Here is a 16,864-nt window from a genome sequence, read left to right as displayed (position 1 = left end):
TGGTGGTCAGAGGCCGAGGTCGGTGAGGCCCGGGTGGTCGTCGGGGCGGCGGCCGAGCGGCCAGTGGAAGAGGCGTTCGTCGGCGGTGATCGGCAGGTCGTTGATGGCGGCGTGGCGGTGGGCCATCAGGCCGTTCGGGTCGAACTCCCAGTTCTCGTTGCCGTACGAGCGGTACCACTGGCCGGAGTCGTCGTGCCACTCGTAGGCGAAGCGGACGGCGATGCGGTCGCCGTCGTACGCCCACAGCTCCTTGATGAGGCGGTAGTCGAGTTCGCGGTGCCACTTGCGGGTGAGGAAGTCGGCGATCTGCTCGCGCCCGGTGAGGAACTCGGTGCGGTTGCGCCAGCGGCTGTCGGGGGTGTAGGCGAGGGCGACGCGCCGGGGGTCGCGGGTGTTCCAGGCGTCCTCGGCGGCGCGGACCTTCTGCCGGGCGGTCTCCCGGGTGTACGGGGGCAGGGGAGGGCGTTGGTCGGACACGGGATCTCCTCGGTGCGGCGGAGCCAGTGGCGAGAACGGTCGTTCTCGCCATATCGGCTACTCTAGGAGAACCATCGTTCTCACGCAAAGGGCGCGGCAGATGGAGCAGCACGACCCGCGGGACCGGATCCTCGACGCGGCCGAGGAGCTGTTCTACGGGCAGGGCATCCAGGCGGTCGGCATGGACGCCGTCCGGGCGGCCTCCGGCATGACGATGCGCCGTCTCTACCAGCACTTCCCGTCCAAGGACGACCTGGTCGAGGCGTACCTGCGCCGCCGGGACGGGCGCTGGCGGGCGAACCTCGCCGTCTACGTGGCCGGCGCCGCCGTCCTGCCGCGGGACCAGCTGCTCGCCGTCTTCGACTGGCTCGGCCGCTGGTTCGCCGAACCCGACTTCCGCGGTTGCGCGTTCGTCAACTCCTTCGGCGAGCTGGGCGCCGTCTCGCCGGCGGTCGCGGCGACCGCCAGGCACCACAAGGAGGAGTTCAACGCCTACCTCGCCTGTCTGGCCGAGGCCGCCGGGGCCCCGCCCGCCACCGCCGTCCACCTCGCGCTGCTCGCCGAGGGGGCGATGACCACCGCCGCCGTGCACGGCGACCCGAGCGCCGCCGCCGATGCCAAGGAAGCCGCCCGCGTCCTGCTGGACGCCGCCCGGCCCGCCCGCATCTGACGGTCGGCCGGTTAGGGTCTGGCCGGTGCGGGGGCCGTGCGCCGCTCGAACACCTCGGGCCGCGCCGTGTCCAGGGCCGTGGCGACGGCGCCGAGCAGGACGGCGTCCTGGCCGAGCCGGCTCGCCTCCAGCCGGGGCCGCAGCGGGGACCGCTCGTGCAGCGCCTGCTCCAGCGGGCGCAGCAGCAGGTCGGCACTGCGCCCGATGCCGCCGCCGAGGACGACCACGTCCGGGTCGAGCAGTGCGGCGACGACGGCGAGCGCGTAGCCGAGCCGGTCCACCTCCTGCCGGACGGCCTCGACCGCCGCCGGCTCGCCGTCCCGGGCCTGGGCGAACACCTTCTCGGCGGTGAGCGGCCGCCGCATCCCGAGGTCGAGGGCGGTGCGCACCACGGCGTCCGCGGAGACGGTCTCCTCCAGGGTGGAGCCGGTCGTGCCGGTGTTCCAGGTGGCGGTGGTGCAGTCGGGCAGCCGCATCAGTCCGAGTTCGCCGGCGGCGCCGTGTGCCCCGGTCAGCAGCTCGCCGTCCTTGACCACGCCCAGCCCGAGACCGGTGCCGACCAGCAGGTAGACGAAGAGCCGGCTGCCCGCGCCCGCACCGTAGGTGTACTCGCCGACGGCCGCGAGGTTGGCGTCGTTGGCGACGGTGACGGTGGTGCCCAGGCCGTCGGCTATGCGGTCGAACAGGCCGGGGCGGCCCCAGCCGGGCAGGCTGGCGGCGAGTCGGACGCTGCGCCGCCGTTCGTCCCAGACCCCGGGCGAGCCGGCCACCGTGTGTGCGACGGCGGTGGCCGGCAGGCCCGCCTCGGCGATGGCCTCCCGGGCAGCCGCCACGACGGCGTCGGCGACGGCGTTGGCCGAGCGGCCCCGGTTGGGCAGGTCGCGGCGGGCGACGATGTGCCCGGACAGGTCGGCGCCGGCGACCCGCAGCCGGGCCCGTCCGATGTCGAGTCCGAGGACGTGTCCGGCGGTCGGGTCGGTCTCGTACAGGACGGCGGTGCGGCCGCGCTCGGGCGCGAACCTGCCGGCCTCGCGGGTGAGTCCGGCGAGTTCGAGGGTGGCCAGCGCGGTGGAGACGGTGGGCTTGGACAGCCCGGTGTCGCGGGCGAGTTGGGCCCGGGAGAGTGGGCCGTACCGGCGCAGCCGCTCCAGCAGGAGCCACTCGTTGTTGCTCCGCAACCGCTGCCGGTTCCAGGGCTGTTGTCCATGTCCTGACAGTGGAGCGGGGGTGGCGGGCTGCGGCGCCCCGTCCGTGGCCGTGGTCCGTCCTGCTGCGCTCATTCGGCCGATCGTAGGGTACCCGTCAGTCGACGAACGAGGCCGGGCCGTGCGCGGATCGGCGGGGCCGAAGGCGAGCTGCCGGTGGCGCGGGGCTGAACGCGGACCACCGCCACCGGTGGGGCGGAACGCGAACCGCCGGCGGCGGCGGGGAGTCCCGGCGCCCTGCCGCCACCGGCGGTCGGATCGCCCGGCGGGGCCGCGTTCCCCGGGGTGGGGGAGTCCGGGAAGCTGGGCCGCGTCGGGCCGGGGTCCGGTCCCACACACCGGACCCCGGGCTTGGTGGAGGAGGTGGCTAGTTGATGGTGTAGCTGGAGCCGAAGGCGGTGACGTTGAGCGGGCCGTCCAGGTTGTAGTTGCCGGTGGCGGCGATCCGGCGCAGGCACTCGACCCGGTCGACGGACTTGCGCCACTCGTCGGCGGTGGAGGAGTTGGCAGGGTTGGTCAGGTCGTCGACGCGGACGTCGAAGAAGGCGTTCAGCCAGGTGTTCTCGCCGGCGCTGGACGGCGAGCCGACCTTGGCGTCGGTGCGGCTGATGAGCGCGGGCAGGGCGTCGTACTCGCCGCCGTTGCCGTGCTGGATGGAGGCGTCGTACAGCTCGGCGCGGGCGAGGGCGGTGGTGAGGCCGAGCTGGTCGGCCTGGTTCATGGCGGGGGTGAAGTAGCGCTGGTCGACCTGGTCGTCCTGGACCTGCCGGAAGGTGGCGTCCTCGGCGGCCTGCTTCCAGGCGGCGATGTAGTCGCTCTCGGGCAGGCCGCTGGTGTCGCCGCTGCCGGCGGCGGCCAGGCGCTCCAGCTCGGGGATGAAGCGGGCGAGCGGGTTGTCGGGGGCGACGTCGGTGTAGGCGCGGACGACCTTGAGCGCGTCGCCGTCGTTGGTGGTGAAGCCGGCCCGGCCGGCGGTGACGCCGCGGCCGTCGTTGATGTTCTCGGCGTAGCCGTACTGGAGCTCGGTGGTGCTGTTCTCGAAGATGCTGATCAGCTGGTCGGCGCGGCGGTGCTGGTCGGGGGTCAGTCCGCCGGCGGCCACCTTCTGCACGGCCGCGGCGGTCGCCGCCGTGGGGGTGGCGGAGGCCGAGGTGGCGGCCCAGGCCGGGCCGGCGGCCAGGGCGGCCGCCGCGGCGACGGCGGCGAGGCGTCGGGTTCGGGAAACTCGCATGGGTGTGCTCCGATCTCCGGGGCGGTGGCGCCGGAGGCAGTGGGGGGATGGCGCGTCGATCGACCGGGCGCCGTGGGGGCGCAAGAGCGCGAGCTCGCGGCAGCAGAGTACGGTCTGCGGCCGGCGACGGTCTATAAGGTAAGGAAAGTTTCCTAATAAAATTGCGCCGGGTTCGGAGGGGGCGTCCGGTCGTCGCCGAACCGGCCGTGCCGGTGGTACCGTCCGAGCGTCTGGCGACGTCGGCCCGGCCACCGCCGGGCCCGGCCCGCGAGCTCCCTGCACCGCCGAACCGGGCGCCCCGCTCGCACGCACACGCCGCGTGCCCGCCGCGTGCGCACCGCCCGCGCCGTACGCGCGCGCACCGCACACGCCCCAGCGCCCGGCCGCCCCCACCGAACCCCGACCGGCACGGAGTATCGACCCATGGGCATCATCCCGAGCACCATCCCACCCACCGTCACCCCGCTACGGCCGCCCCGCCTGGTGGCCACCGACCTCGACGGGACGATCGTGCGCGGCGACCGCACCGTCTCGGCCCGCACCGTCGCCGCCCTCGCCCGGGTCGAACGGGCCGGCGGGCTCGTCGTCCTGGTCACCGGGCGACCGCCGCGCCTGATGGGCGAGATCGCGGCGGCCTTCGGCCACCGGGGCGTCGCGATCTGCTCCAACGGCGCCTTCGGCTACGACATGCGCACCCGCGCGGTGATCGCCGAGAACCCGATCCCGGTCGACGTGCTCGGCGAGAGCGCCCGGCTGCTGCGCGAGGCCGTGCCGGGCATCGGACTGGCCGTCGAGTACGCCCAGGAGCTGGCCGGGGACGCGCAGTACGAGGCGGGCGCCTGGGATGCCGACACCACCGTGCAACGCCTGGACGACGCACGGCTGTTCGGCCGCCCGGCGCCCAAGCTGATCGGCCGCCACCCGGAGCTGTCCGCGGACGAGCTGCTGGCGCTGGCCCGCCCGGTGCTCGGCGACCTGGTGACCGTGTACCACGCGAACGGCGAGCGGCTGGTCGAGGTCGTCGCGAAGGGCGTGAGCAAGGCCGCCGCGCTCGGCGACCTGGCGCGACGGCGCGGGATCGCCCGCGAACAGGCGGTCGCGTTCGGTGACATGCCCAACGACCTGCCGATGATGGCCTGGGCGGGCACCTCGTACGGCGTCGCCAACGCCCACCCGGAGGTGCTGGCCACCGCGGACCACGTGATCGGCAGCAACGACGAGGACGGGGTGGCCGCCGTCCTGGAGGCCCTGTTCCCCGAGGGGTGAGCCGCGCGCGGAACGGACGTTCCCGGAACGTCCGTTCCCGGGCGGGGCGCAGCCGGAACGGTGGTTCCGGGCGGGCGCACGCCCGGAACCACCGTTCCCCGCCCGGGCGGTCAGGGCGCGCTGGTGTGGGTCAGGGTCTCCCATCCGATGAAGTAGTTGGCCCCGAACGGGCTGTGCGCGGCCACGTACTGCTCGGTCTGCGGCATCGCGAGGCCCTCGCGCAGGTGGTACTCGTTGTACGCGAGCTGGACGGCCGGGCCGAGGCCGGTCTTCACCGAGCCGTCGCAGAGCCAGTCCGGCACGTCCGCCCCGTTGTCGTAGGCGGCGTGGAACTCCAGCGCCTTGACCAGCCGTTCACGCCCCTCTCCCCACAGGTCGAGGCCCTGCAGCCGGGCGGTCTCGGCGGTCTGGGCGGCGGCCTCCAGGCCCCAGCCGGTGTGGCCGAAGTCGCGACAGGTCTCCTGCGACAGCCCGTCGACGAAGGTAGACTGGCCGGACCAGTACGTGACCAGCGCGGACTCGCCCTCGATCCCGGCCTTGGGCGGCGGCACCGGCAGGTCGCCGTCGGAGGCGAGGTAGACGTAGGCGGGCAGGCGCTTGCGCCACATGCCGGCGGCCTGGTCGAACAGGCCGTGGTCGTCCAGGAAGACCGCGATCCCCATCAGGGCGTCGGTCTCGATCAGCTCCCAGTTGCCGTTCTTGCGCGGGCTGCCGGGGGACAGCAGCGGCACGTAGACGGTGCGCAGCATGGTGGCGAAGCGGTCGATCGAGGCGGCCGACCAGCCCGCGCCGGAGTAGCGGATCAGCTCGGCGGCCCGGGACCAGTTGTTGCCCGACCAGCCGGTCTGCAGCGGGGCGTTGCTGTTGGTGTGCTCCTGGATCACGGCCGACCAGGCGTCCATGATCTCGATGGCCTTGTCGGCGTACCGCTGGTCGCGGGTGAGCGCCCACTGCAGGGCGTCGGCGTAGGCGGCCATCGCGTCGTCGCGCTCGTCGGAGCAGCCGTTGTTGGGGTTCGAGCTGGAGCCGCACTCGACGTTGGCGCGCGGCCGGGGCTTCCAGTCCAGTGCGGCGTACTTGCTGGACTGCAGATCCGCGAAGGCGGACTTCCAGGGCTCGGCCCCGGCGTCCAGTTTGCCCTTGACGAAGGCGAGTTGCTGGTTGCCGACCAGCACGCCCGGGTGCTGGAAGCCGGCCGCCCGGGTGTGCTGGGCGGGTTCCGCCGCCGCGCCGGTGGCCCCGGCCGGTGCGCCCGCGAGCGGGAGTAGGGCGGCGAGCGCCGCCGCGGCGATCAGTGCCCTGGTGGTGCGACGACCCATGGGAGGTCCTCTCGTGGGGGGAGGAGGTCGTGCTCTGATGTCAGGTTAGGAAAGTTGCCTAACATGAGAATTGAACCATTGGCTCATGGACACGCCAAGAGGCTGCAGATGAGGGGTGGCCGCGTCCGCACGCCCGGCCGCGGTGTGTTTATCGCCTGTTGATCGCCAAGGCCTAGCCTCGGGCCCATGAACGAGATGGTGGCCGAGTGGCCGGGGGCGGCGGCGCCCGAGGGGCGGATGACGGAGCAGGACGCCGGGCGGTTCCGGCAGTTGCTGGCGCGACTTGAGGGCTCGCTGGCGGCGGACCGGGCGGCGGCCCGGGTCGCGGACCAGGCGGCCGGCCGGGCGGCGACGGCGGGGCCCGATGCCTGACGGGCCCCGCCGCCGCCCGGTGGTCGTGAGGCCGCCGGAGGGCTGACGCTGCGTCAGCAGTCGCACCCGCAGTCGCAGCCGTCGCAGCAGTCACAACCATCGCAGCCGTTGCAGCAGTCGCACCCGTTGCACCCGTCGCAGCAGTCCGGGCAGTCGCAGTCGTGCCGCTGGCACCAGCCCTCGCGGCGCTCCCGGCTGAACGGGTCGTTGTGGTCGCAGCAGAGCAGCTGGCAGCTGCAGGCCATCAGCGCCCACACCGCGCAGCCGGCCAGCAGGTTGCGCGGCCGCGGCGGCTTCTCGCCGATCGGGCCGAAGCCCGGGCCCTGCGGCACCCACGGCGGGATCGGCGCCTGGCCCGGGTCCTGGCCGGGCGGCGCCTGGCGCGGCGGCGCGTCGTTCGGGTGCTCGCCGTCCGCGGAAGCGGCGGGCGAGCCGGGCCCGGCGTTCCGGGTGCGGCAGGCGGTGGTGTGGGCGGCCGGGCCGAAGACCCGGTCGACGGCCCGCTCGGTCTCGTGCGCGAGCAGCAGGTGCACCAGGGCCCGGTCGGTGAGTTCCACCTCGCGCAGCGCGAGCCGGATGCCGTGCACGGCGTCGCGGCAGAGGCGTTCGGCCTCGGCGCGGTCGGTGCCGGTGGCGGTGAGCGGGTTCCAGGCGCCGGTCTCGGCGTCGGCGGCCTGGTCCTCGGCGGCGTCGAGGAGGTGGGCGAGTCGGCCGAAGAGTCGCCCGGCCTCGGCGAGCGGGGCGGCGTTGCCGGGGCGCCCGGCGAGGACGGCGGTGTGCGCGAACGCGGCCGAGGTGGCGGTCTCGGTGGGCTCGGTGACCAGCAGGACGGAACCGCCCGGCGCCAGTGACCGCTCCAACGCGCCCTGCCGGGCGGCGGCTTCGAGCAGGACGCCGGTGTCGAAGCCGATCGTCGAGGCACTGCCGGCGCTCTGCCGGTCCCATCGCCGGGTGACCGCCCGGGCCCCGGCGGCGACCGGGCGGCGGGCGAAGACGCCGTCGCGGTCCTCGACGTGGTCGCGGATCTTGACCGAGGCGAGGGCGAGCGAGACGGCGGCGGCGAGCCGGGCGCCCTCGCCCCTGGCGACGGAGGCGGTGCGCATGCCGCGCAGCGGGCACGGCCCGGCGGTGCGCCGCCAGGAGGCGTCCTCGCGGGCGGCCTGGGCCTCGACCAGGACCGAGATGATCAGACCGTCGTAGTTGGTGGCGGTGCGGGCGAGTTGGCCGTGGTCGTCGCGCAGGGCGAGGCAGAGCCCGCACAGGTGCGCCATCCACGAGCTCTGGAGCCGCTCGGACAGCCGGTGCCTGCACGGTCTGATGATGCCGAACATGATTCCCCCAAGCCCTGGCCTGCGGCCGCTGACCGGCCCAGATCCGCCGCACATCATATGATCACCGCCCCTCCCGGGCCGAGGGGGCGGGAGGGGCGGAGGCCGTCGGGAGGGGCGGACCCTGGGACCTCAGGCCCGCCGGGTCGCCCGCAGCGCGTGGCCGTCCCGCCGTGCCCGGTGGAAGACCAGCGCCAGCGCCGCGGCGGTGAGCGCCACCAGGATCCCGGTCTCGACGAGTTGGATCGGTACGAAGTGGTCGGCAGGGTGGTACTCGATCCAGCTGTGGGTGGTGCTCGCGCAGCGCTCCCAGTGGCCCCGGCAGGAGTCCGTCGAGACCCACCGGCCGTCCGCGAGCACCGGCCCGCGGTCGACCAGCCACGCGTTGTGGGGCTGCCAGCCGTTGAGCGGGACCACCTCCTTCACCGTCGGGTAGAAGAAGGGGCGGGTCCACCGGACCAGGCCGTGGGCGGCGGCCACCAGGACGCCGGTGACCAGGATCGCGGCCACCGTGCGGCGCAGCAACTGCCCGACCAGCAGGCCCAGCGCCAGCGCGAACAGCGACCAGGCGACCGGCACCACCCCGAGGACGGGGTAGGTGAAACTCTGGAACGGCGGATCGAAGGCGACCGGGCCGTGCGCGATGTCCACCCACCACACCCAGGTCATCAACACGGCGAGCACCCCGGCGGCGGCCAGCGCCACCAGTCCGGGCAGGGCGATCCGCGCGCCGAGCCAGCGCAGCGGACTGACGGACTGGGTCCAGGCCAGGCGGACGGTTCCGCGCTCGTACTCCTGGGCCAGCAGCGGGGCGCCGACGAACATGCCGAGCAGCAGCGGGACGGCGGCGGCGGCCGGTTGGAGCCACTGGGTGTACACCACGGAGCGCCTGTCGATGGGGTCGATCAGGGACCAGCAGTTGATCGTGCTCCAGCTGTCGGAGTCGTGGCAGCCGGCCCGGTCCAGATCGTCGACCATCTGCTGGAGGGAGAAGTGGAGCCAGAGCAGGGTGGCCGAGGCGAGGACCAGCAGGCCGGCGATCGCCCACAGCGTGATGCGGCTCTGGCGCCAGGTCAGCCAGAGCAGCCTGCCCCGGCGGCGCGGGGTCGGCGGCTCTGGCGCGGCGGGCGCGGCGGGCGCGGCGGCGGCGCGCTCGGTCAGGACGTCGGTGGTCATGCGGCGATCCCGTTCTCGGTCGTCTGCGCCTGGGTGGCCGGCCCGGCGGTGGCCCCAGCGGTGACCGGGGCGGTGAGCGGGGCCCGGAGGTAGCCGAGCAGCAGCTCCTCCAGGCTCGGCCGGCCGCCCTCCCACGGGCCGTCCAGCGGTTCCCCGGTGCGGACCAGCACGTCGACCCGACGGCCGGTGGAGCGCTGCTCGACCAGGACGCCCGTGGGGACCGCGGTGCCTGCCGGGCCGGTGAGCAGCCGGTGCCCGTCCAGCAGGTCCTCCAGGTCGCCGCAGAGGCGGACCCGCCCGGACTGCACCAGCAGCAGGTGGTCGATGACGCCGTCCAGCTCGGGGAGCAGGTGCGAGGAGAGCACGATGGTGGTGCCGCGCTCGGCGGCCTCGGCCATCAGGGTGCCCATCAGCTGGTGCCGGGCGAGCGGGTCGAGGTCGGCCATCGGCTCGTCGAGCAGCAGCAGGTCGGGTCGCTTGCCGAGGGCGAGCGCGAGGGTGACCCGGGTGCGCTGGCCGCCGGAGAGCGAGCCGATCTTCGCCCTGGGCCTCAACTCGCCCTGGTCGATGATCTGCTGGGCGAAGTCCTGGTCCCAGGCCGGGTTCAGCTCCTGGCCGAGCCGCAGCGTCTCGGCCACCGTGAAGCCGGGGTAGAGCGGCTTGTCCTGGGCCACGTACGCGATCCGGCCGCGCAGGTCGTCGGTGGTGGACGGCTCACCGAACACCCGCAGCTCACCCTCGGTGGGGGTGAGCAGGCGGGCGGCGATGCCGAGCAGGGTGCTCTTGCCCGCGCCGTTGGCGCCGACCACCCCGCAGATCCGCCCGGCCGGGACGGCGAAGGTGCAGTCGCGCAGCGCCCAGTCGCGGCGGTACCGCTTGCCCAGGCCGTCGGCCGCCAGCGCCGCCGGTGCCTGCGGTGCTGCCGGTATCGAAGGCGCCGCCGATGCCGGCGGCGTGTTCGTCGGGTCGTTCACCCGGTCCCCCCAGTGTCCTTAACTCGGTGTTGCCGGGGAGACCCCGGTGTCGAATCGCTGTTCCAGGACGGAGGCCATCAGCGCGGAGATGTCCTCACGCTCCAGCCCGGCCTCCCGGGCCCGGTCCACCCAGCCGACCAGGTCCGCGCGCAGCGGCCCGTCGGCGGCCGCCTCCGGCCGGGCGAGCGAGCGCCGGACGAAGGTGCCGAGCCCCGGCCGGGGCTCGACCAGGCCCTCGCGTTCCAGTTCGCGGTAGGCCTTCAGCACGGTGTTGGGGTTGATCGCGGTCAGCTCGACCACCTCCCGTGCGGTCGGCAGTTTGTCTCCGGGCTGGAGCAGCCCGAGCCGCAGGGCCTGCTTCGTCTGCTGAACGATCTGCTGGTACGTGGAGACCCCGCTGCGCCGCTCGATGCGGTACTCGATCACACGCGATTCGACCTTTCACTAGTCCAATAGTGGAATGGTGGCGCAAGGCGGTGCGCGGGTCAAGCCGGACCGGGGGGTGCCGGGCGGTGCGGACGATCAGGGCCGGCGCAGCAGCAGGAGGTCGTCCGCGTCGATGACCCGCCGGTAGCCGCGTCGCTCGTACTCCGTCAGCATCCGGTCGGTGGCGGCCGTCGCGCACGGGGCCTGCACGCTCGGGTCCGTCCGGTCGGCGACCACCCACTCGGGCCCGGGCCCGGTCGGCTCCTGGCAGACCAGGGTGACGGTGTCCCGGCTGGTCAGCTGTGCGGCGAGCCGGTTGGAGGCGGCGACGGTCGCGCCGTCGGGTATCGAGTCGAGCACCGCCCGGACGTGGGTGAGCCGGGCGGAGGTGCGCCACGCCTCGGGCATCACCACCTCGTGCAGCGGATAGACCGGCACGGTCACGGCCGCCACCAGGGCGGCGGCGGTGAGCGCGCGCCGCGCCCGGCGCGGGTCGGCGCGGGTGAGGGCGTCCACCAGGGCCGCGATCACGAGCGGCATCAGTACCGCGCTGTAGTGGTAACTGACGCCCCAGTAGTGCGGGTTGGCCGAGAACAGTCGCCAGGCCAGGGTGGGTGCGCAGAGCAGGATCAGCGGCGAGCGCAGCCCGAGGAAGCCGGCGGTCGCGGCGAGCAGGAACAGCAGCAGCCACTTGACCGGGGGCCAGCCGATCCGGGCCGCCAGCGACCAACCGGAGGACTGCCCGCCGCCGTCGAGCTGCTGCCAGTAGTCGAAGCCGCCGTGCGGGTTGAACGAGGGCAGCACCACGAGCATGGTGAGCACGGTGGCCGCGACCCCGACGCCTGCGAGCGCGAGTCCCGGCAGCGGGCTGCGCCGGTCCTGCCGCGACTGCCAGGCGATCAGCAGGCCGACGGCGGCCACGGTCAGGCCGAGGTCCTCCTTCACCAGGAGCAGCGGCAGCGACCACAGCGCAGCGGTCAGGTGCCGGCGCCGGCCGAGCGCGGTGGCCGCGAAGGCCAACAGCGGGACGGCGAAGGCGATCTCGTGGAAGTCGTCACTGGCGGCCCGGACGATGCCCCAGGACACCCCGGTGACGCACCCGATGACCAGCGCGACTCGCGGCCCGCCCACCTCGTGCGCCCACCGGGTGAGCGGCACGACCGCCAGCGCCATCAGCAGCGCCTGCGCGACCAGCAGGGTGACCGGACTCGGAAACACCCGGTAGGCCGGGGCGAGCACGGCGATCAGCGGGTGGAAGTGGTCCCCGAGCAGGTGGTACCCGGGCCCCTTGAGCGGCACGATCGGTGCCTGGCCGTGCGCGTAGGCGCGGATGGCCTGCTCGAAGATGCCCAGGTCGTAGGCCTTGGTCAGGCCGCGCCGGTGCCGGTTGACGGCGACGCAGGTGTAGAGCGCGGCGAATCCCGCGGCCAGGCCCCAGGCCAGGGCGGCGGGTCGGCGTGACGGGGGGAACAGGCGCATGGGCAAAGTACCCTTTCACTATTCGATTAGTGGAAGGGTGATGGAAGGAGAGATCACCGTCAACTCCGGTCCGGCTGCGCCGACCGGGCCTGTGACCTGCCCGAATGCGGTCCGTCAGACGGTTGTCGAAGGCCCTCTGGGGTGGGGCGGGATCCGGTGGGGCGGGTTCGGTGCGCCCGTGGTCCGAGCGTCGTGCGCCGCCGGGCGCGCGTCAGTGGGCGGGTTCGATGCCCCAGGCGGCCGCTCGGGCGGCGGCGGCCGCGCGGTTGGGGAGGTCGAGCTTGGCGAGGATGTGCTCGATGTGGGTCCCGACCGTGCGCGGCGTGATGTACAGCCGCTCGGCGATCTCCCGGTTGGTGCGGCCGGCGGTCAGTTCGGCCAGCACCTGGAGCTCCCGTGGGGAGAGCCCGCCAGGCCGCCGGGCGGCCGCGGCGGGGCCGGCGGGCTTGGCGGGGCCGGCGGCGGCGACCTCCTCGGGCGGCGGGCCCGGGTGCGGGGCGACGGCCGCCGCGAGGGACTCGGTGAGCAGGGTGACCACGGCGCGCGCCGGATCGGACGAGCGCCGCGGTCGACGGGTGCTGACGTTCAGCATGCCGACGTACCGGCCGTCGGCGGCGAACAGGCACTGGGCCACGCCGTCCTCGATGCCGAGGGGGGACAGCACCTGCTGGAACCCCGGGGACGCCGCCAGGAGCTGCCCGGGGACGTCCCTGAGCCAGAGGCCGCCCCGGGCCGGGCTGCGGAGCACGGGGAACACCGGATCGTGGTGGAGGCGGGTCTCGATGTAGGCCGTGGCGTCGTCCGGGTAGCTGCCGGCCAGCGTGGTGTGGCGCCGACGCAGCGGATCCCAGCGGGCCAGGGAGGCGTGGTCGTAGTCCACCACCTCCGACAGCGCCGCCAGGACCGCGTCGACGCCGGTCGCGCCGCTCGTGGCGCTCCTGGCGGCCGCACGGACGTGGAGGGCCGCGTCCAGGATGTCCGCCGTGCTCCGCTCCGCTGCCATCATCCAAGGATGATCATGTGCCCGGAAGACGTCAATCGCGCAGGGTGTCGTGCACGACCCGCCCGTCCACGACGGTGAGGACGACGGGCAACTGCGGGATGTCGTGGGGGTCGGCGGTGAGCAGGTCCCCGTCGAGCACGCAGAGGTCGGCGACCTTGCCCGGCTCCAGGGAGCCCTTCCAGTCGTCGGCGAAGTCCTGCCAGGCCGCGTCGACGGTGTACGTGCGGATCGCCTCGGCCAGGCCGATGCGCTGCTCGGGGCCGCTGACCCGGCCGGCGGCCTTCGACTCGCGCAGCATCATGGTGGCGACGCCCTGGCGCCAGTCCGGGTACGTGACGGGGGCGTCGGACCCGCTCGCGACCCGCACGCCGGCGTCGAGGGCATCGCGGTAGGGCCATGCGTACGCGGCCCGTCCGGCGCCGACGAACTCCTCCTCCAGGTCGGCGACGGTCCACTTGATGGTGGGGTTCATGTTGACGCCGAAGCCGTGCGCGGCCAGCACCTTCATGCTGTGCGCGGTGAGGAAGTCGCCGTGGATGACGTAGTGGCGAGCGTCCGGCCGCGGGTGCTCGGCCATGGCCGCGGCGAAGGCGTCCGCGACGGTGTCGATGGCCCGGTCGCCGGTGACGTGGACGCCCAACTGGTGCCCGGCGGCGTGGGCGTGCCGGATGATGGCCCCGATCTCGGCGATCCGCTCGGCGTCGGTCTCGCCGCCGACGCACAGCGAGCCGCAGCCGCCGCCGACGTACGGCTCGTGCATCCAGGACGTCCTGTTGGGGACGATGCCGTCGGCGAAGATCTTGACCCCGTGGATCGCGAGGCGGCGCGGGTCGGTGTCGCCGGACTCGTCGAGGAGGGCGAGGGTGTGGGCGAACTCGTCGGCGCTGCTCGCCATTCCGGTGGGCAGGAGCAGGACGCCGACGCGGGCGGTCAGTTCGCCGTCGGCCAGCAGCCGGCGGTAGACGTCGAGGGTCTCCGCGCCGAGCGCGCCCCGCATGATGCCGTCGCCGCCGGGGCCGAGCCCGGGCTCGGTGTAGCTGGTCACGCCGAGCCGGGCGAGCGTGGCGAGGGTCGACCGGATCGCGTCGGTCCGCTCCTGCCGGCCGAGCGGCGGCAGCGCGTTCTGGACGAGGGCCTGCGCCCCCTCGTGGAGCAGCCCGGTCGGCTCCCCGGCCTCGTCCACGACGATCGCCCCGCCGGGCGGCGCGACGGTCTGCCGGTCGATCCCGATGAGCTCCAGGGCCTTGGAGTTGACCCAGGTGGCGTGCCCGGAGAAGGAGTACAGGACGACGGGGTGGTCCGGGCTCACGGCGTCGAGGTCGCGCCGCGAGGGCGACCGCGACGGATCGGCGAGGCACTCGTCGAGGTAACCGGTGTCCCAGCCGTGCCCCGTGATCCACTGTCCGGCCGGAAGCCGTCCGACGGCCTCCGCCACCGCCGCGACCACGTCCGCCAGCGAGGACACGGCCGGGTGGCCGAGGTCGAGGGAGAGCGGCGGCGTCGCCATGCCGAAGGCGCATCCGTGCAGATGCGAGTCGTTGATGCCGGGAAGCAGCGTCGCCCCGCGCAGGTCGACGACGCGGGTGGCGGGCCCGACGAGCGGCGCGACGTCGTCGCGCCCGCCGACGGCGCTGATGACCCCGCCGGTCACCGCCAGGGCCGAGGCGACGGTGAACTCCGCATCGACCGTGACCACCTTCCCACCGACGAACACCAGATCCGCATACGCGTCCACAGAAGGTCCTTTCGAAAACCGGGCGCACCGCACGGCCGCCCGCGAGCGATCTCCCGAGGACTATGGCCGCGCCCCCGCCCGCCGCACATCGGTCATTCCACCGATACGCGCTCCGGGCCCCGGACGTGATCTCATATCCGGGATAGCATCGCGAATATGGGAATCGAGACGGCCGCCGACGAGCGGCTCGCCAACCGGCTCGCCGAGTTGAGGGTGGAACGGGGCTGGACGCTGGAGGAGTTGGCCCGGCTGGCGGACATCAGCCGGTCCACGCTGTCGCGGGTCGAACGCGCCGAGGTCAGCCCGACCGCCGCGCTGCTCGGACGGCTCTGCGCCGTGTACGGACGGACCATGTCCCGGCTGCTCGCCGAGGTCGAGTCGGCGCCGGCCCGGCTGGTGCGGGTCGCGGACCAGCGGGTCTGGCGCGACGAGGCCACCGGCTTCGTCCGCCGGTCGGTCTCCCCGCCGCACGGCTCGCTGCGCGCCGAGATCGTCGAGGGCCGCCTGCCCGCCGGCGCCGACATCGCCTACGACCGCCCCTGCGTGGCGGACCTGGAACACCACCTCTGGGTGTTCCAGGGGACGTTGGAGCTGACCGTCGACGGTGAGATGCACCTGCTCGGCCCCGGCGACTGCCTGCGCTACGTCTCCGGGACCAGCCGCTTCCGCGCCCCCGGCCCGGACGAGGCCCGCTACGCGCTGGTGGTGGTCGAACCGTGAGGTCTCCGAAGGCCCGGATAGCCGCCGCGCCCCGCGAGCGCTTCGACGCCGCCGGGCGCCGCGTCCTGCTGGTCTGCGTCGCCGGCGGCTTCACCACGCTGCTCGACCAGTCCGTCCTCAACACCTCCATCCCGGCGCTGCGCGAGAGCCTGCACGCCCAGCCCGCCCACCTGCAGTGGATCGTCGCCGGCTACTCGCTCGCCTTCGGCCTCGCGCTGATCCCCGGCGGCCGGCTCGGCGACGTCCGGGGCCGCAAGTGGTTCTTCGTCACCGGCCTCGCCCTGTTCACCCTGGTCAGCCTGGTCTCCGCGACCGCCACCACACCCGGGGTGCTGATCGCCGCCCGGCTGCTCCAGGGCGTCGGCGCCGGACTGGTCAACTCACAGATGATCGGCACCCTCCAGGACGTCTTCGACGGCCAGCTGCGGGCCCGCGCCCTCGGCATGTACGCCGTCACCGGCGGGCTGGCCTTCGCGCTCGGCCCGCCGATCGGCGGCGCGGTCCTGGCGGCCGTCGGCCCGGAGCACGGCTGGCGGCTGACCTTCCTGCTCAACGTGCCGTTCGGCCTGGCCACCGTCGCGCTGGCGGTGCGTCACCTGCCCAGGCCCCGCCCGAGCGCCCGGCACGCCGACCTCGACCTGGTCGGCCTGCTGCTGGTCGCCGCGCTCACCCTCGCCCTGATGCTGCCGTTCGTCCAACCGCCCGGCTGGAGCGGCTGGCTGGCCTTCGCGGCCGCCGCCGTCCTGCTGCTCGGTGCGCTCGCCTGGTGGCAGCGCCGCTACGCCCGCGCCGGCGGCCACCCACTGATCCACCCGGCGCTCACCCGCTCCGCGCCGTACGCGCTCGGCACCGCGACCGCGATGGCGCAGTTCGGTTCCTCGCTCGCCGCCGGACTGGTGCTCACCATGTTCCTCCAGGACGGCCTCGGGCTCTCCCCGATGGGCGCGGCGCTGGTCGCACTGCCCTCGGCGCTGGCCATGGGCGTCGCCTCGGCGCTGGCCTGGCGGGTGGTGCAGCGCTTCGGCCGACGCACCGTCACCGCGGGCATGACCGGCTCCGCCCTGGTCATGCTGGCGAGCGGACTGGTCGCGCACTGGGCGCCCGCCGCCGTCCTGCCCTGGCTGCTGGCGCTGCTGCAACTGTGCGGCGGCGCCTCGATCGGCCTGATGAGCGCCACGAACCAGGCGTACGTGCTGCGCCACGCGCCCGCCGAGGCGGCCGGGGTGAGCGGGGCGATCCTGCAGATGGCGCAGCGGATCGCGGCGGCGGTCTCGGTCTCGGCGCTGTCCGGGGTGTACCTGCGGCAGACGGCCGGGGGCGGCGGCCACCGCTCCGCCTACCTGGCCACCAGCGCGGTGTGCGCGGCGGTCGCCGCCCTCGCCGTCCTGGCCTCGGTGTTCGCCGGCCGGGCGGCGGCCCGCGGCGCGACGGGCGAGCCCGTCGCGGTGAGCCGTGGGCGAACACCCGTCCGGTGACGGCCGGT

16 protein-coding genes are annotated in these 16,864 nt (G+C 74.3%); 5 read left to right on the top strand and 11 right to left on the bottom strand.

All coding sequences use genetic code 11. The features are described from left to right. Positions 1-6 precede the first annotated feature (6 nt). Complete coding sequence (locus ACIOJE_RS03575) at positions 7-477, bottom strand: nuclear transport factor 2 family protein (protein ID WP_280680794.1); 471 nt, start codon at positions 475-477, stop codon at positions 7-9. 100 nt (positions 478-577) lie between these two features. Here ACIOJE_RS03575 and ACIOJE_RS03570 point away from each other — a divergent pair, with 100 nt between their 5' ends. Next, the gene (locus ACIOJE_RS03570) at positions 578-1,147 is read left to right on the top strand and encodes a TetR/AcrR family transcriptional regulator (RefSeq protein ID WP_400773036.1); all 570 of its coding nucleotides are present in this window, start codon (positions 578-580) and stop codon (positions 1,145-1,147) included. Between the two features lie 11 nt (positions 1,148-1,158). On the opposite strand, the gene ACIOJE_RS03565 is transcribed toward ACIOJE_RS03570, so the two are convergent. Both ACIOJE_RS03565 and ACIOJE_RS03560 read right to left on the bottom strand, forming a co-directional pair. Further along, positions 1,159-2,427, bottom strand: a complete 1,269-nt coding sequence (locus ACIOJE_RS03565; RefSeq protein ID WP_400773035.1) for an ROK family protein — start codon at positions 2,425-2,427, stop codon at positions 1,159-1,161. Between the two features lie 292 nt (positions 2,428-2,719). Further along, entirely contained in the window at positions 2,720-3,583 is an 864-nt protein-coding gene (locus tag ACIOJE_RS03560) for a chitosanase (RefSeq protein WP_400773033.1), read from the bottom strand. Positions 3,584-4,006: 423 nt separating this feature from the next. Between ACIOJE_RS03560 and ACIOJE_RS03555 the strand changes: the two genes are divergently transcribed. Then, positions 4,007-4,849 (top strand): HAD family hydrolase, encoded by an 843-nt coding sequence (locus tag ACIOJE_RS03555; RefSeq protein WP_280680786.1) that lies wholly within the window; start codon positions 4,007-4,009, stop codon positions 4,847-4,849. 110 nt (positions 4,850-4,959) lie between these two features. Here ACIOJE_RS03555 and ACIOJE_RS03550 read toward each other — a convergent pair whose 3' ends face one another. After that, complete coding sequence (locus ACIOJE_RS03550) at positions 4,960-6,168, bottom strand: alginate lyase family protein (protein WP_400773031.1); 1,209 nt, start codon at positions 6,166-6,168, stop codon at positions 4,960-4,962. Between the two features lie 186 nt (positions 6,169-6,354). Between ACIOJE_RS03550 and ACIOJE_RS03545 the strand changes: the two genes are divergently transcribed. Further along, positions 6,355-6,540 (top strand): hypothetical protein, encoded by a 186-nt coding sequence (locus ACIOJE_RS03545; RefSeq protein ID WP_280680781.1) that lies wholly within the window; start codon positions 6,355-6,357, stop codon positions 6,538-6,540. A 53-nt stretch (positions 6,541-6,593) separates the two neighbouring features. Here the strand turns inward: ACIOJE_RS03545 and ACIOJE_RS03540 are convergent, their stop codons facing one another. The 7 genes from ACIOJE_RS03540 to ACIOJE_RS03510 form a co-directional block, all read right to left on the bottom strand. Beyond that, positions 6,594-7,871: a DUF5685 family protein gene (locus ACIOJE_RS03540; protein WP_400773028.1), complete on the bottom strand. Its 1,278-nt coding sequence runs from the start codon at positions 7,869-7,871 to the stop codon at positions 6,594-6,596. 129 nt (positions 7,872-8,000) lie between these two features. Beyond that, on the bottom strand, positions 8,001-9,044 hold the full coding sequence (locus tag ACIOJE_RS03535; RefSeq protein ID WP_400773026.1) for a hypothetical protein: 1,044 nt from the start codon (positions 9,042-9,044) through the stop codon (positions 8,001-8,003). Continuing rightward, the gene (locus ACIOJE_RS03530; protein ID WP_400773401.1) at positions 9,041-9,973 is read right to left on the bottom strand and encodes an ABC transporter ATP-binding protein; all 933 of its coding nucleotides are present in this window, start codon (positions 9,971-9,973) and stop codon (positions 9,041-9,043) included. Before ACIOJE_RS03530 ends, ACIOJE_RS03535 begins: the two co-directional genes overlap by 4 nt. 63 nt (positions 9,974-10,036) lie before the next feature. Beyond that, entirely contained in the window at positions 10,037-10,444 is a 408-nt protein-coding gene (locus ACIOJE_RS03525; protein WP_280680774.1) for a GntR family transcriptional regulator, read from the bottom strand. Between the two features lie 96 nt (positions 10,445-10,540). Continuing rightward, a complete protein-coding gene (locus tag ACIOJE_RS03520) occupies positions 10,541-11,923 on the bottom strand; it encodes a DUF2079 domain-containing protein (protein WP_400773025.1) in 1,383 nt (460 codons plus the stop codon). A 211-nt stretch (positions 11,924-12,134) separates the two neighbouring features. After that, positions 12,135-12,929, bottom strand: coding sequence for a LuxR family transcriptional regulator (locus ACIOJE_RS03515; protein ID WP_280680770.1), 795 nt, complete (start codon positions 12,927-12,929; stop codon positions 12,135-12,137). A 28-nt stretch (positions 12,930-12,957) separates the two neighbouring features. Beyond that, positions 12,958-14,661, bottom strand: coding sequence for an amidohydrolase (locus ACIOJE_RS03510; RefSeq protein ID WP_400773023.1), 1,704 nt, complete (start codon positions 14,659-14,661; stop codon positions 12,958-12,960). 156 nt (positions 14,662-14,817) lie between these two features. On the opposite strand from ACIOJE_RS03510, the gene ACIOJE_RS03505 reads away from it, so the two are divergent. Both ACIOJE_RS03505 and ACIOJE_RS03500 read left to right on the top strand, forming a co-directional pair. Continuing rightward, the gene (locus tag ACIOJE_RS03505) at positions 14,818-15,381 is read left to right on the top strand and encodes a helix-turn-helix domain-containing protein (protein ID WP_400773021.1); all 564 of its coding nucleotides are present in this window, start codon (positions 14,818-14,820) and stop codon (positions 15,379-15,381) included. Next, entirely contained in the window at positions 15,378-16,856 is a 1,479-nt protein-coding gene (locus ACIOJE_RS03500) for an MFS transporter (protein ID WP_400773019.1), read from the top strand. The genes ACIOJE_RS03505 and ACIOJE_RS03500 overlap by 4 nt, the downstream gene beginning before the upstream one ends. Positions 16,857-16,864 lie beyond the last annotated feature (8 nt).

Source organism: Kitasatospora sp. NPDC087861 (assembly GCF_044742585.1).
Classification (GTDB): Bacteria; Actinomycetota; Actinomycetes; order Streptomycetales; family Streptomycetaceae; genus Kitasatospora.
Note: the sequence above shows the minus strand (reverse complement) of the source record. Positions and strands in the feature narration are given on the sequence as shown.